Below are 13,274 nucleotides of genomic sequence, written 5' to 3' on the forward strand. Positions count from 1 at the left end.
GCACGAACAACCTTTATGGTGTTGCTGTTACAACTTCTGATGCCACTACGGTTACCGCAACACTTGCAGCACCTTCTACGTTTACGTTTGGATCAGTTGTTTTTGTAATTGGAGTCGCGTTTGAAACACGTAGGCTAAGCGTTTGTTTCTTAGCAACACCAGTACCGCCTACAGTAAAGTCTGTGCTAGACAGAGTATCTGTTACTTTCGGTGTAATAGACTGAACGATGTTGCCGCCCAACATGTATTCCACTTTTGTTACTTTCCAGTCTGCATCTTTTAGTGCACCAATAACTGGGTTGTCGATTGCATTACCGGTGTCACCCGTTTTCCAATCATTAGAACGCGCTTCTAGCGTCAGTTCGCTTGATGTGAATGTACCGTCATTATTTACAAATAGAGTACCGCGAGTATTTGCATCATTTAGTTCAACACCACCAGCACCAGTAATAACCAGCTTATCGCCAGCTACGCTGCTACCAACAAAACCATTCCAAACGACAGTAGCTTGTGGGTCCGCAGCGATTGCAGAAGTAGAGAACACGCCACCAACCATTGTTGCCAAAATTAATGGGACAAATTTTTTCATATTTACAACATCCTTTAGAAGTTAATGTCTATGTTTAGAAGAAATGTTTCACATAAACGTTTCACATAAACTTAGTTATTGACCTATCTGAATATATACAGATAAGACGTCCGGCAAGACGAATTCACTTATATTCTGAGGTAGAAGAACCAACAAAAAACAACGGATAAATTCGCTTTACAACACAATGGTCCTATATTTTTTGCTCGTTTTAAAATTAAATCACATTAACAATTATCACCCAAAAATTATTTATATACATTAATTGGAATTAGTAAAATTTAAAATCAGACAAAAGCCATAAGAATCAATGAGTTACCTGCAAATAAATACATTACCCATTAAAGAAGAGATTTCTTTCCAATAAATTAATATTTTTATTTAGAAATATTATTGTTTAACTTTCGCACAAGAGCTTGATATTTACCGTTTGCTAACACGATAATAATCAACACAGCCAACAAATGGAGTTCATATATGAAAACAAAGTTGACAAGTAACATAGTCATTCTTTCAGCTTTAATAAGTTTTAATTCTTTTGCATCTACAAGTGAAATAAAAGGTGCAAATATTGTTCAATCATCAAATCATTTAATTGGTTATTATGATGGCGAAGTAATTTCAAACTTCGACAAAAACGGTAATTTCCGTGAGTTTTATTGGGAGTCGTCAGAAGGCGATATTATTAAAAACAAATCATTTATCGCTCAAAATAGTCTGCCTACTACATATAAGTTTTGTGTAGCAGAGGATGACTCGTTTAATTGCGATACTTATACACAAAGCAATTTCATCAGAAGTGCACGTTCGAGTCGTTTCACGGTGGATTTAAACATCGCACTCATTGAAGCATATCCTGATACCATCTCTTATATTCACTCTATTATCGATATGCGTGTGGTTACTGGTTACAGTAATGAAATGATACATGAAGTATTTTCAGATAAAGGAGCACTAGTTAGCAGCCAAAACGTTTCCTTTTTTACAAACGCAGCAGAAGATGAAATCTTTATCGACTACGACCGTATCCCGGAAACAGATGCATACGGAAACTTGATTGATGGCATCTATTCTTGTGCAACCGTTTTGTTTGCCGATGGCTCAAACGTTGAAAAATGTACGGAAACTAAAAAACTTAGCCGCTCAGAAGAAACATTCGGTGAAGTATGGGGCATTAATGACCGAAAAGAGACGGCATTCTCCATTTTTAGAAACGATACCTCAAAAGGTACCCACTTCTATTCACTAGCGGGTTACAAAGTGGATGGCCGTTATAATCGCTTCCCTGGCGAGTACAACAACCAATACTGGATTTACTTGGGTAAATCATCTAGCGATGCGATTGAGAAAAACAATACCATAAAAGATCATAAAGCTTGGGGCGATCCAGAGTTAAACCCTAAAGTCGGTGATTTATTCGTTAAACCTCTCTACAAAAAGAATAGCTATTCAATTTATAAGCTTAAAAAATTGAATTTCGATAATAAAACACACATTAAATACTATGAGTTTCCTAAAGGAAATTATAGTGATAAGAACTGGGAATTTGTAAACACGGTAGAATGGAAGTAATTAATATGAATCTAAAATTAACGACAATAATAGGTAGCGTATTGGTTCTTTCTGGATGTTACCACAATCACCCAAATGAGAAGCTATACGAACATCCTGCTTTCTATTGCTATAACACAGAGAAAGCGTGTGAATGGCCAAATGATCTTTATCAAAGTAACGACGCCTTGGTAGATAGAATCTACTCAAAAACAAATGAGGATGGCAATCGCTCTTTCTATACACTGCAAACAGTGAGTGGAAGTGAAAGCAGAAAAATGATTTATCTCGCTGATAACATTAATACTGCAATTAAACGAAATAAGAAAATTGCGCCTTATAACAACTATTCCAATGACTACCCATATGGCATTAAAAACTCCAATATGGATAACAGTTTCTACATTGGATTTGTTAACAAAGACCAATTTACAACGTATAAATTGCGTAGAACTAATGGTTACCATGAGTATGACGATTTACCTTATGGTAACTACCACAACTACTATTGGTTGAAAAAGAAAGTAAAACGTATTTCTAAGTACTAACGATTTAACATAACCAAACGCCCAAGCATTGTTGATATTGCTTGGGCGTTTTTATGTATAAACCAAAAGTCTCTGTCTAAAACACCACTCTTTTAAACTTCTTCCAACACTCTTCTTTTTTACGACTAGGCTTAAACAAAAGAACAATAAGGAGACATAAAATGATCAGACAGTGGCTAGGCTTAGTTTTGATGTCGTTTACATCGCTTTCATACGCAAACACCGACAATTTTGATGACTTCTATCTTGGTCTTGCGAGTAGCTTTTCTGAAGTGGATATCAATGGCGTCGATCAAGTCGATGACAAACCTGATATTTCCTCAGTTGGGGTTATTTTTGGTTACCAACCATCCAAGTACTTTGCGATAGAAGCCAGAGAGTTAGTTCGAGTATCGAGTCGTTCTGATATGTTCGATGGTCAAGGCTCACTACTCGCTCGGGGTATTGTTCCTATCCATGAATACTTTGCTCTCTATGGTGTCGGGGGAATCTCTGGTATTTACACCAGCGGCTTTGATGATTTGGAGACTGATGTGACCTATGGCGCCGGTTTTAGAATCAAAAAAGGCTCCCCACTTTATCTTGATGTCGAATACCGTCGGCTATATTCAGGAGACTTTGTTGGTAGCGACATTGAAGTCAATTCTGTCAATCTCAATATCGTTTACGGCTTTTAAACAAAAAAAGCCAGCACGGGGGAGGCACTGGCTAAAGGAGCATGGATTAGCTTCTTACTGAGCTTTTTTATCGACTTTGTGGATTTGATATCCGTCTTCCCCGCGACGTATGCGCACGCCAAAGCCTTCATTTTCGATGAAGGTATAGTCGTGCCCTGCCACCGCTGGCCAAACTGCCAAAGCGGATAATCTTTCGCGACCTGTATTAACCAAGCGATGGGCAACCACACTACGGATATGGTGGACACTACCAGGAAACACTTTTTCTACTGTTACACAGCCTTGTTCATTTTGTAGGATCAGCAATCCTTCACCAACGGCACCAAAATAATATTCGGCTTGTTCTGCTCGCTCATGAATGTGGCCACGGGTCATGTAATATTCATTTCCAACGGTCCCCGGATTAAGGTGAGTCACGCCAAAATTGAGCTCTCCTTCCGTCTGTTCAGGTGGAAACATCTCAACGCAATAAATAACTTCGTTCGGGTCCCTTTTCTCATAAGCGTTTTTGTCCTCAAACACCCCTTCTAAAGACCCTAATGTCGTTTCTTTGCACATCAACTCCTCAGAACGAATTTGCCCCGAAATATAGTTCACGTACGGAGGAATCTTAACTTCCATGGCTTAACTCCTTTTCAGCTTTAATTAACTCAGCAAATGCCAAAAATATATGGTAGAACGTGCTCGCCGGAGAATGAGGCTGCTGCGAGAAACCATACTTGTCAGTTTGATCGACCCATAACCCCTTTTCTGCGGGTTCAATGTAGTATTTGAAAATATGATCAACCGCGGATGATATCGCAGCTTCACGAATCGGCGTAGGGTTGCGCTCCCACAGTGCAATACACGCTTTTAAGTATTCGGTTTGGCACCACAAGCGTGATGTCGGCCTTAATGCTTCACCCGTAGACAAGACTTCATCCCGAACTAATTGATTGGGGTTGTGACCGTATATCTGAGCAAAACGCTGTAACTTCTCTATTTGTTCGGTCACATCAGCGTTAGTCAACTTTTGGTAGTGATTAAGTAACCAAATCCATTCGTAATGATGTCCCGGGTCTACGTGCGTCCCCGTCTCTTTATCTAATGAGAGATCCGCATTGAAGAACTCTGCGAGATGATCATCACGTAGAAAGTACATATTAAACAGCTGGTAAATGTTACCGGCACGCTGAAGCCAAATAGCATCATCCGTTGCTTCATAAGCAACCATCAAGGCTTCAAACAAATGCATGTGAGGATTTTGCCCTTTCGCATTCAAGCTTTCGGTTGAGATGTAGAAGCCCGGTTGACGATCAGAACTGAGTTCACGCTCAATGAAGTCATACATCACATACATGTTATTTAAACTATCTTGGCTACGAGTGAGCTTGTAATGCCAAGCAAACCCCAGCAGAGCGAACGCTTGCTCATATAGATAAATCTGTGATGGACCTTCGTCAAACTCTTTGCTTAACGCAAACTTAAACCCCTGCTCTGGAGAACCGTAATAATATAAGCCAATCGTTACAACATCATTAACAAGCTCTGTAGCGTCGCACATATCAAGCAATGTTGCGTGGCTAAAAACGTAAATCTGTCTTGGTTGCACTCGAAACCGAATCAATGATGGTGCGTAAAGTTCACCATCTTGACGTATCCCCTCAGCAAACAATGCATGCTCTTTAAGTACACTGTTTTGCCATTTTGGTAAGGCGTAAGAAGTCAGCCAGCGCTGACAGCGTGCAGCCTGAAAAGATAAAGAATTCATTTTGTTATCCCTAAGGCAACGCTTTGATTAGCGTTGCCTTCAGAAGCCAGTAGAAATTAGAAGATACCGAGTGCGACACCAATGGCGGAGAAAGCAACGAGTGCTAACATTGCATTGACTGGGCTTAGTCCCTTCTTCGCCATTGCATACCAAGTTCCTAGAACAACCAGCAAAGGCAGTAATTTAGGGAAGATTCCATCCAACATGGCTTGAATACTGATATCGACTCCATCTTTTGTGGCGTACTCCAGCCCGGTGCCAAGGTTCACATAGCTTGCCGCAACACCGCCCATGACAAACACACCAAGCAACGATAACGCTTCACGTATTTTGGTGGATTTATCACTGACTAACACTTCCACTGAGCTTGCACCCATCTTGTAGCCTTTCATAAACAGCTGATATGAACCAATAAGCGCAATGGCGTTAAAAGCAACAATATAAAAAATTGGGCCAAGAATATTGCCACCAGCGGCAAGTGCCATACCAATACTCAGTAGTATTGGGATCAACATTCCCGGAATCATCGAATCGCCGATACCTGCTACAGGCCCCATCAAACCGACTTTGAGCGTATTAATGGTTTCCCCATCAAGTGGCTCGCCATTCGCCTTTTTCTCTTCCATACCCACGGCCATACCGTTGATGATGGCACCCAGTTGTGGCTCCGTGTTGTAGAAAGAAGCGTGGCGTTTCATGGCTTCAATACGATCTTCTTTATTTGGATACAGCTTCTTTAGTGCCGGCATCATGCCTAAACAAAATCCAAACGATTCAAGACGCTCAAAGCTCATTGAAGACAGGTTGTACATCATCCATGCTTTCCAGCATTTGGTTAGATCTTTCTTATCCAGCTCTACCCGTGAGCTGCCAGTGTTTTCTGTCGGGTGTTTAAGTTCAGTCATCAGAATTCATCCTCATCGTCATCAGCGACTGCATTTTGTGCTGCTACAGAAGGTTGTGGATCTGGCTTGTAGTTGTAGTGAATCAACGCGAATAGCGCACCAATCGTGACTAAGCCCAGCATATTCAGTTTTAAGAAAACGATGCCAACAAACCCAACAAGGAAGTAGATCAACATACTGTTGTCTTTGATGATCTGCTTCAGCAAGATAGCGATACCCACAGCAGGTAAAATGCCACCTAGAACGGACATAGTGTCAATCACCATATCTGGCAAGCTCGCCATGAAACCTTCGATGTACTGGTTACCAAAATAAACCGCGATAAATGTCGGAATAAAGCGCATCAAAAAGTTGGTGACTTGCGGATAAATGGCGGAGTTCATGTATACCCCACGTTCATCACCCGCTTCTATTGCCAGATCAGCTCGGTGGTTCCAGTAGGAGTTAAGGACCATCATGAAGTTGAAAATAATGGTTCCGGCGATACCAATGGTTGCCGCAATCGCAACGGCCACTTCAACCCCCTGCCCCGACATAACCCCGAGGGCAACGGCCGGAAACGCTACAAAGTTTAAGTCTGCTGGCATCGCACCACCTGGTGTGACCATCGCGATGTATACTGCTTGCACAGCCACACCAACCATGATCCCGGTTTGTAAATCACCAAGGATAAGGCCAACGAGCATCCCCGAAACTAACGGGCGAGTAATGGTGTACCAGCCACCGGTTAGCCCCATCAGCCAAGGGCTTGATAGCGCTCCGAGATAACAAAGTATCCCGATAAGTACTGCTTCTAAAAACATAATCTTGTCCTTTTGCTCACGTTAAAGCATGGTTACTTCAGTTTTTGTTGTGCGTCTTGCCAGCTATATGCATTGGCATCGGGCACTAATCTGAATTCAATCTGATGTCCGGCATCGCTCAGATAGTTAAATGCCGTAATTTCTTCTGCATTAACACACTGATTTCCACCGATGGTTGTCGTGCCCTCACGAGCACTCATAGGACCAACGTTGATTTTTTTATTAAGGTTGGTCAGGTCAATTCCCGACTCGCTGATTTTCTGCAGCGTGACCGGGGATTTAGCAATAACGAAATATTTTTTGTCACTCGCAATGACTTTAGGAAGCTTGGTGATTGCAGTCGCCGTATCAAATAACCAAACTTTGACATCCGTGACAGCGCCTTTCATAACTTGAGAGAGCAGTGGATCAGCCGCAACCGCGTCATCAATCGCGACAATACCGTCGCAAGGCAGCTCTTTTGCCCAACGAGTCATCAATTGACCGTGGATCACCCGGTCATCAATACGTACAAATGAAATGGCCATAACAAGCTCCTTAAAAATCGTCTTCTTCCGTCGAATCAATCAACTCCGCAATTACAATGGTGCTGAGTGCTTCTTTGTGTAGTTTTTGTGCGACCACGAGTGCGTCATCTTCTTCAACATACTCTGCTGTCATTAATAAAGTGGGAAAGTTAACCCCTGTCACGACTTCCACATTGGTTTCAAATTCACGGTCAAACGCGTAGGTACACGCCACGTTGTAAGGTGTGCCGCATTCAAGGTCACACAACACAACAATGCCATCGAAGTGAGGGGCAACCTTGCGGATCTCTTGATCAAAATCTCGCTTGAACTGTTCAATACCGCCTTCTTCGGTCAAACAAATGCAGGAGGTGTTTTCTAGCTGACCAAAAACCATATTGGCGCTGGCCATCAGCGCTTGTGCCAACGGTCCATGTGTCGCAACAATAAAATGAATCATCTAATTATCCTCTTACAAACGCTTTAATGGTTGCCAGTTCATGCCCGACACTTTCAGCATGTGGTTCAATGATGTATTCGTCCACGTTAGCCGGAATCACAAAGGTTTCGGCATAATGGACAACAAACGGTTCAAACTGATTGTTTGGGCTGATCACTCGTGCTTCTTGCCCTTCAATTAAGTTAAGTACATTTACCGCACCACATGTCTGGTGTAACACTGGCTCAGAAAACCAATGGCGGCGCGTTTCAATAAACTCTCTGTCATGCAGACCCGTTTTCTCTTCACGCCAACCTGCGCCTTCAGCAATAGGCTCAACCGCGTTAATCAAATTGCTTTCACACCATTGGGTATCTCTGTCCCATTGGATCACCTCTTTGCCATGATCCAAATGCACCGGACGTGGTAGCCCATCCATTCCAAGGCGTCCCCAATCCCATAGCTTGAATGTAAAAATGTAAGGTGTGGCACTTATCTCCAGAACCATCGATTCAGAACCAGAACAGTGGATTGTCCCGGCAGGAATCAAAAAATGATCGTGTTTTTTCGCTGGAAATTGATTGATGTACTTTTCATCATCGAAAGGCTTTTCACCGCGTTGAGCAGCGTGCAAATCCGCCATCATTTCATCCGGATTAATGCCAGTTTTCGTTCCCAAATACACACTCGCATTTTCACCCGCGTCCAAGAGGTAGTAACTTTCATCTTGGGTATAGTGCATGCCAAATTCGTTCTGGATATATTCCGTTAGCGGGTGTACTTGCAAGCTAAGATGTTGACCCTCCATCGTATCGAGGAAATCAAAGCGAATCGGGAACTCTGCCCCAAATCGTGCATGTACTTTTTCGCCTAACAAGGCTTTAGGTTGCATCAAGACCAGATCTTGAGAAGGGATCTCCACGGTGACGTCACCGTATTTGAGCAGTAAACTGTTCTCTTCCGGCACACAGTCGAAGCACCAAGCATAATTTGGTTTGTCCGCTTCCAAATCACAGACTTGTTTCATCCACTGCCCACCCCAGACACCCGGATCAAAGAAAGGAACTAAGCGGAAAGGCTGTCGCGTTGCCTGACGAAGCCCAGCATTAAACGCTTCACCAGTGACCAATTTCGGGTCCATCGCACTGTTGGTATCGAGCAAGAAATCAACCGCATCGAGTAACTTCGTTTTGTAGCGATCAAATACGCGCCACTCAATAAAGAAAGAGCGTTTATAGCGGCGTAGCACATCTTCGTTAAAATTATCGACACCCCAGTTTCCAAGCTCTCCTCGGCGAAAACGCTGTTGGATTTCCCAGCGCGCCATGTCGGCGTAAACAAAGGTATCTCCTTGCGCGACTAACCTTGCACCATGGCCGTACACCACAATGAGCCCACTTTCACACTGTTCTACCAACTCAGATAAATCTGCTAATCTCTCTTGGTCGAAAAATTCTTCTAGTTTATGTGGAGCTATCACGCCAAATACGCGGTCATCCGTAATATGACGCTCTAACATGGCATGAATATAAGTTTCTTCATATTTCGCGGAGTCGGTAGAAATCACAACAGCAGGATTAAGCGGTGCGATAAGCTGTTGCAGTAACTCATCATGATCGACGCCATGATAGGTATCAATCACTAACACATGTTTATGGCCCTGAGCGACACTGTTCTCAAGTGTTTTTACGATACTCGCCCAGCCTCGTTGTGCATGGTGCTGATAACCCTTCACTTCGATGTGTGGTGTTTTGTCATAATTCGATTGACCAGATAAATACTTCATACATCACCTTTGATTGCCTTCTGATGACAATTTAATCAATGAGTCATAAAAACCACAAACTGGTTAACGTGTTTAACCTATCATTTATCTTTGTTTAATCTCGATCTATTGGCATTTGTAAGTGTACGATCACAAATAAATCGTTTAAAAATGCATCAAATAAGATTAAACGTTTAACCTAGAATTAATTCATTCATAACAGTGATACATATAGTTAGAAAATAGGCTTTTAATGAACGCTAGGCTGAAGTGTCTTGATGAGGTGAACAGATGGGAAAAGCAACAATTGCACACGTCGCGAAGCATTGTCAGGTCTCAACCGCGACCGTTTCTATGGTCTTAACCAACAAAGGGCGAATTTCCGAACCAACTCGAGAGCGAGTGTTGAAAGCTGTTGAGGAACTTGGCTATGTATACAATCAAGCGGCCGCCAACTTACGGCACAAACGCAGTAACCTCGTTGGCTTAGTCACCCCCGACATTACCAACCCCTTTTACTCAGAGCTCATCGCCGGCCTTAGCCACTTTCTCGAAGAACGAAACTCCATGTTATTTCTCGCCAACTCAGAAGAAAGTGTCGAACGGCAAGATAAGTTCATTGACTCATTGCTAAGCCAAAATGCTGGAGGTGTGGTGATATGTCCAGCTGTCGATACCGATATCAACTATTTAAATACCGTTAAAGGTCGCGGGCTTCCCGTCGTGCTGGCAGTTAGGCCACTTGGTGATGATCTCTTTGATTTCGTCGGCACCAATAATTTTATGGGGCTACAACTGGCTACCGAACACTTGATCCAACTCGGCCACACTCATATTGGTTTTATCGGTGGTTTGGAAGGTTCGAAAACACGCTCACACCGACTTGGCGGGTATTTATCTAAGTTGATGGAACATGGCATTCCATTTCGTGAAAGCTATGTGCGCAGCTGTTCTGCGAGCCGTACCGAAGGAGCAAAAATCACACAGGAGCTGTTAGAGCAACACCCTGAGATTACCGCAGTGATCGGTTATCAAGACATCGTGGCGTTTGGTGTTATGCGTGCAATCAAAGCCATTGGAAAGCAAGTGGGTAAAGACATCGCTGTCGTCGGTTTTGATGATGTACCAGAAGCGGCAGACTCCATGCCTGCACTCACCACTATTTCTGTCTCCGCAAAGCAGATAGGCCGAGTTGCGGGTGAGCTGATTCTGGCGAGAATGGAGGGTGATAAGCAGACGGTGAAAAGCACTATCTTTCCCCCTAAGCTTCAAATTAGGGAGTCGTGCTGCTAGCCATCAATACAAAAAAGCCCCTCTCAATGAGGGGCTGGAGCATAGTCATAGGGGGTGACTATAGAGAGTTAAAGCTTTGACTGGATTAATGCCGTTGCGTTATGCATTGCGTCTTTTGTTGTGACATCCAGTGTTGGCAAATCGTTAAAACGTTCAGGTTCTTTGATCGCAACATCGTGAGCAAAAATCACAAACTTCGCATTAGCCACATCTTTGGCAGTAATGCGGTTATTGATGCCATTTGCGCCCTGAGTTTCCACCTTGATTTTAATTCCCAAAAGATGGGCCGCTTTTTCCAATGATTTGGCCGCAAGGAATGTATGTGCCACACCTGAAGGACAAGAAGTAATCGCAAGAATGTCGGCTTCGCCCTCACCTTCAACTGATGCATAGACTTCTGCGACAGCGCTTTCAGATTCATCCTCAGTGACATTCTTCTTAAGTAAAATAACGATCAATGCCGTTGTGAGCGCACCCGCTAATGTCCCAACAACATAACCAATCTTGCCATCAACAACAGGGAGAACAATCCAGCCACCCCATGGCGCATGGTTTAACACATGGAACATAAAGCCAGTAATGTTACCAACGATACCACCAGCAACAATGGCAGGAAGTACACGCGCTGGGTCGGCAGCAGCAAATGGAATCGCCCCTTCTGTAATACCGATCATCCCCATGATACCTGCAGCTTTACCTGCTTCTCGTTCATCACGTTTGAATTTCTTAGGTGAAAGGAAGGTTGCCAGCGCCATACCTAAAGGAGGCGTACAAATAGCAATGCCCACACCACCCATCAGCCATGGTTGCGTATCCACCTGAGTTTGCGCAAAAAGTGTCGCAACTTTGTTGATAGGGCCACCCATATCAAAGGCGGTCATCCCACCTAAAATGGTACCAAGCAGCACTTTTCCTGAACCCGCCATTCCTGCCAACCACTCGTTCATGGTTGTCATTGCACTGGCGATTGGCGCACCAATAACCCACATGACAGCACCACAAGTAATAAAAGTGCCCACAAGCGGATAGATAAATATAGAGCCAAGCGAGCTCATGCTGTCTGGCAGTTTAATTCGTTTGAGTTGCCGAACTACAAAACCAGCAAAGAAACCGACAACAATTGCGCCAAGAAAACCGGTGCTGTACTGGCTCACAGCAACCCAAGAACCAATCATACCCGGCGCAAGACCCGGTTTGTCTGCAATGGAGTAAGCAATATACCCACCCAACACCGCAGTGAACAGCGTCAAACCAGCAATACCCATTTGGGCAATATCCGCTAAGATGCCACTCTCCGGGACTGCTCCTTGACCAGAAATCATGACCGATAACGAAAGCAGCACGCCACCTGCGACAATGAATGGGATCATGTGTGAGGTGCCAAATAACAAGTGTTCTTTGATACGGCCGAGCTTTTGCTTCATCTCACTAGTATTGTTGGCCGTTGATGGCATTTCTACTGGGCTTGGTTTGATTATATCCTGAGGTACATCAATCAATAACGCTCTCGCCTCTTCCACCGACTTAGCGGCTTTTAGGCGCTCAACAAAACCGTCTTCGACTAACTTACCTGAAATTTGTGCTAACACTTCAATATGATGATTGTCTGCACCATCTGGTGATGCCAGCATAAAGAAAACATCCGACAATTCACCATCCTCAGCACCGTAGTCAATGCCTTTGCGGCTGATGCCTACCGCTACTGCCGGTGTTTTTACCGCATTACTTTTAGCGTGTGGAATAGCAATACCATCTTCAAAGCCCGTATTACCAATCTCTTCACGTCGCCATACGTCTGCAAGAAATTGCGATTTATCATTTAACTTACCAGCTTTGTCTAGCAACTCAGCCAACTCTTGCAATACGTTATCTTTGGTTCGAGATTGCAGATCTAATTTGATGATCTCAGGCTCAATGAGGTTTGTAATATCCATCTTGTCATTACCTTTATATTCACGCTCGGATATAGATTAGTGAGCCAAGCCTTTTGTAGAAATAGGACGAAAAAAGCATTCACTGGATAAACGTAACACACCAAACAAAGTGTGATGACCGTCGTTAATTTGCTGGTTTTAAGTCACTTTTTTTCCGTCAGGCTATGCTAATATTCGACAAAATTGTTATTGAGAACACCGATGAAAATTGTAGCCGTGACCGCCTGCCCAACGGGTATTGCACATACCTACATGGCCGCAGATGCTCTGATTAAAACTGCGCCAAAATATAACGTACAAATAAAAGTTGAAACCCAAGGAGCAATGGGGATTGAGAACCCGCTCACTCCTTATGACATAGCTCATGCCGACCAAGTGCTCATTGTTTCCGATATTGACATTGAACAAGCCGCACGTTTCGAAGGCATGAATAAAATTCGACTTTCCATTGAAGACGTTTTACTCAACGTCGACAAAGTATTCCAGCAGTACTGTCGTAGTTAATTACTGCTGT

13 protein-coding genes and 2 pseudogenes are annotated in these 13,274 nt (G+C 43.4%); 5 read left to right on the top strand and 10 right to left on the bottom strand.

The window, feature by feature from the left end:
* Positions 1-13 precede the first annotated feature (13 nt).
* Positions 14-589, bottom strand: coding sequence for a hypothetical protein (locus ACQEXS_RS13875; RefSeq protein ID WP_367990028.1), 576 nt, complete (start codon positions 587-589; stop codon positions 14-16).
* 477 nt (positions 590-1,066) lie between these two features.
* On the opposite strand from ACQEXS_RS13875, the gene ACQEXS_RS13880 reads away from it, so the two are divergent.
* The 3 genes from ACQEXS_RS13880 (at position 1,067) to ACQEXS_RS13890 (ending at position 3,365) form a co-directional block, all read left to right on the top strand.
* Entirely contained in the window at positions 1,067-2,161 is a 1,095-nt protein-coding gene (locus tag ACQEXS_RS13880) for a hypothetical protein (RefSeq protein ID WP_367990029.1), read from the top strand.
* Positions 2,162-2,166: 5 nt separating this feature from the next.
* Positions 2,167-2,688, top strand: coding sequence for a hypothetical protein (locus ACQEXS_RS13885; protein ID WP_367990030.1), 522 nt, complete (start codon positions 2,167-2,169; stop codon positions 2,686-2,688).
* Positions 2,689-2,849: 161 nt separating this feature from the next.
* A complete protein-coding gene (locus ACQEXS_RS13890) occupies positions 2,850-3,365 on the top strand; it encodes an outer membrane beta-barrel protein (protein WP_427014223.1) in 516 nt (171 codons plus the stop codon).
* A 54-nt stretch (positions 3,366-3,419) separates the two neighbouring features.
* On the opposite strand, the gene ACQEXS_RS13895 is transcribed toward ACQEXS_RS13890, so the two are convergent.
* The 7 genes from ACQEXS_RS13895 to ACQEXS_RS13925 are packed head-to-tail and all read right to left on the bottom strand — an operon-like array spanning position 3,420 to position 9,554.
* Entirely contained in the window at positions 3,420-3,986 is a 567-nt protein-coding gene (locus tag ACQEXS_RS13895) for a glucose-6-phosphate isomerase family protein (RefSeq protein ID WP_427014224.1), read from the bottom strand.
* Entirely contained in the window at positions 3,976-5,115 is a 1,140-nt protein-coding gene (locus ACQEXS_RS13900; RefSeq protein WP_427014225.1) for an AGE family epimerase/isomerase, read from the bottom strand. The genes ACQEXS_RS13895 and ACQEXS_RS13900 overlap by 11 nt, the downstream gene beginning before the upstream one ends.
* Positions 5,116-5,171: 56 nt before the next feature.
* Entirely contained in the window at positions 5,172-6,020 is an 849-nt protein-coding gene (locus ACQEXS_RS13905; protein ID WP_367990034.1) for a PTS system mannose/fructose/sorbose family transporter subunit IID, read from the bottom strand.
* The gene (locus ACQEXS_RS13910; protein WP_427011315.1) at positions 6,020-6,823 is read right to left on the bottom strand and encodes a PTS mannose/fructose/sorbose/N-acetylgalactosamine transporter subunit IIC; all 804 of its coding nucleotides are present in this window, start codon (positions 6,821-6,823) and stop codon (positions 6,020-6,022) included. The genes ACQEXS_RS13905 and ACQEXS_RS13910 overlap by 1 nt, the downstream gene beginning before the upstream one ends.
* A 32-nt stretch (positions 6,824-6,855) precedes the next feature.
* On the bottom strand, positions 6,856-7,350 hold the full coding sequence (locus ACQEXS_RS13915; protein ID WP_367990036.1) for a PTS system mannose/fructose/N-acetylgalactosamine-transporter subunit IIB: 495 nt from the start codon (positions 7,348-7,350) through the stop codon (positions 6,856-6,858).
* Positions 7,351-7,360: 10 nt separating this feature from the next.
* Positions 7,361-7,789, bottom strand: coding sequence for a PTS sugar transporter subunit IIA (locus ACQEXS_RS13920; protein ID WP_427014226.1), 429 nt, complete (start codon positions 7,787-7,789; stop codon positions 7,361-7,363).
* A gap of 4 nt (positions 7,790-7,793) precedes the next feature.
* Positions 7,794-9,554, bottom strand: coding sequence for a class I mannose-6-phosphate isomerase (locus ACQEXS_RS13925; protein ID WP_427014227.1), 1,761 nt, complete (start codon positions 9,552-9,554; stop codon positions 7,794-7,796).
* A gap of 270 nt (positions 9,555-9,824) precedes the next feature.
* On the opposite strand from ACQEXS_RS13925, the gene ACQEXS_RS13930 reads away from it, so the two are divergent.
* Positions 9,825-10,826, top strand: coding sequence for a LacI family DNA-binding transcriptional regulator (locus tag ACQEXS_RS13930; RefSeq protein ID WP_367990039.1), 1,002 nt, complete (start codon positions 9,825-9,827; stop codon positions 10,824-10,826).
* Between the two features lie 68 nt (positions 10,827-10,894).
* Here the strand turns inward: ACQEXS_RS13930 and ACQEXS_RS13935 are convergent.
* Both ACQEXS_RS13935 and ACQEXS_RS13940 read right to left on the bottom strand, forming a co-directional pair.
* Positions 10,895-12,250 (bottom strand): annotated as a pseudogene (locus ACQEXS_RS13935) (fructose-specific PTS transporter subunit EIIC); the annotation flags it as partial.
* A gap of 68 nt (positions 12,251-12,318) precedes the next feature.
* Positions 12,319-12,760, bottom strand: a pseudogene (locus tag ACQEXS_RS13940) (PTS sugar transporter subunit IIA); the annotation flags it as partial.
* Between the two features lie 201 nt (positions 12,761-12,961).
* Here ACQEXS_RS13940 and ACQEXS_RS13945 point away from each other — a divergent pair.
* Positions 12,962-13,264, top strand: a complete 303-nt coding sequence (locus tag ACQEXS_RS13945; protein WP_367990041.1) for a PTS fructose transporter subunit IIB — start codon at positions 12,962-12,964, stop codon at positions 13,262-13,264.
* Positions 13,265-13,274: the final 10 nt, after the last annotated feature.

The organism is Vibrio sp. TRT 17S01, assembly GCF_050113695.1.
In the GTDB taxonomy this organism is placed as follows: domain Bacteria; phylum Pseudomonadota; class Gammaproteobacteria; order Enterobacterales; family Vibrionaceae; genus Vibrio.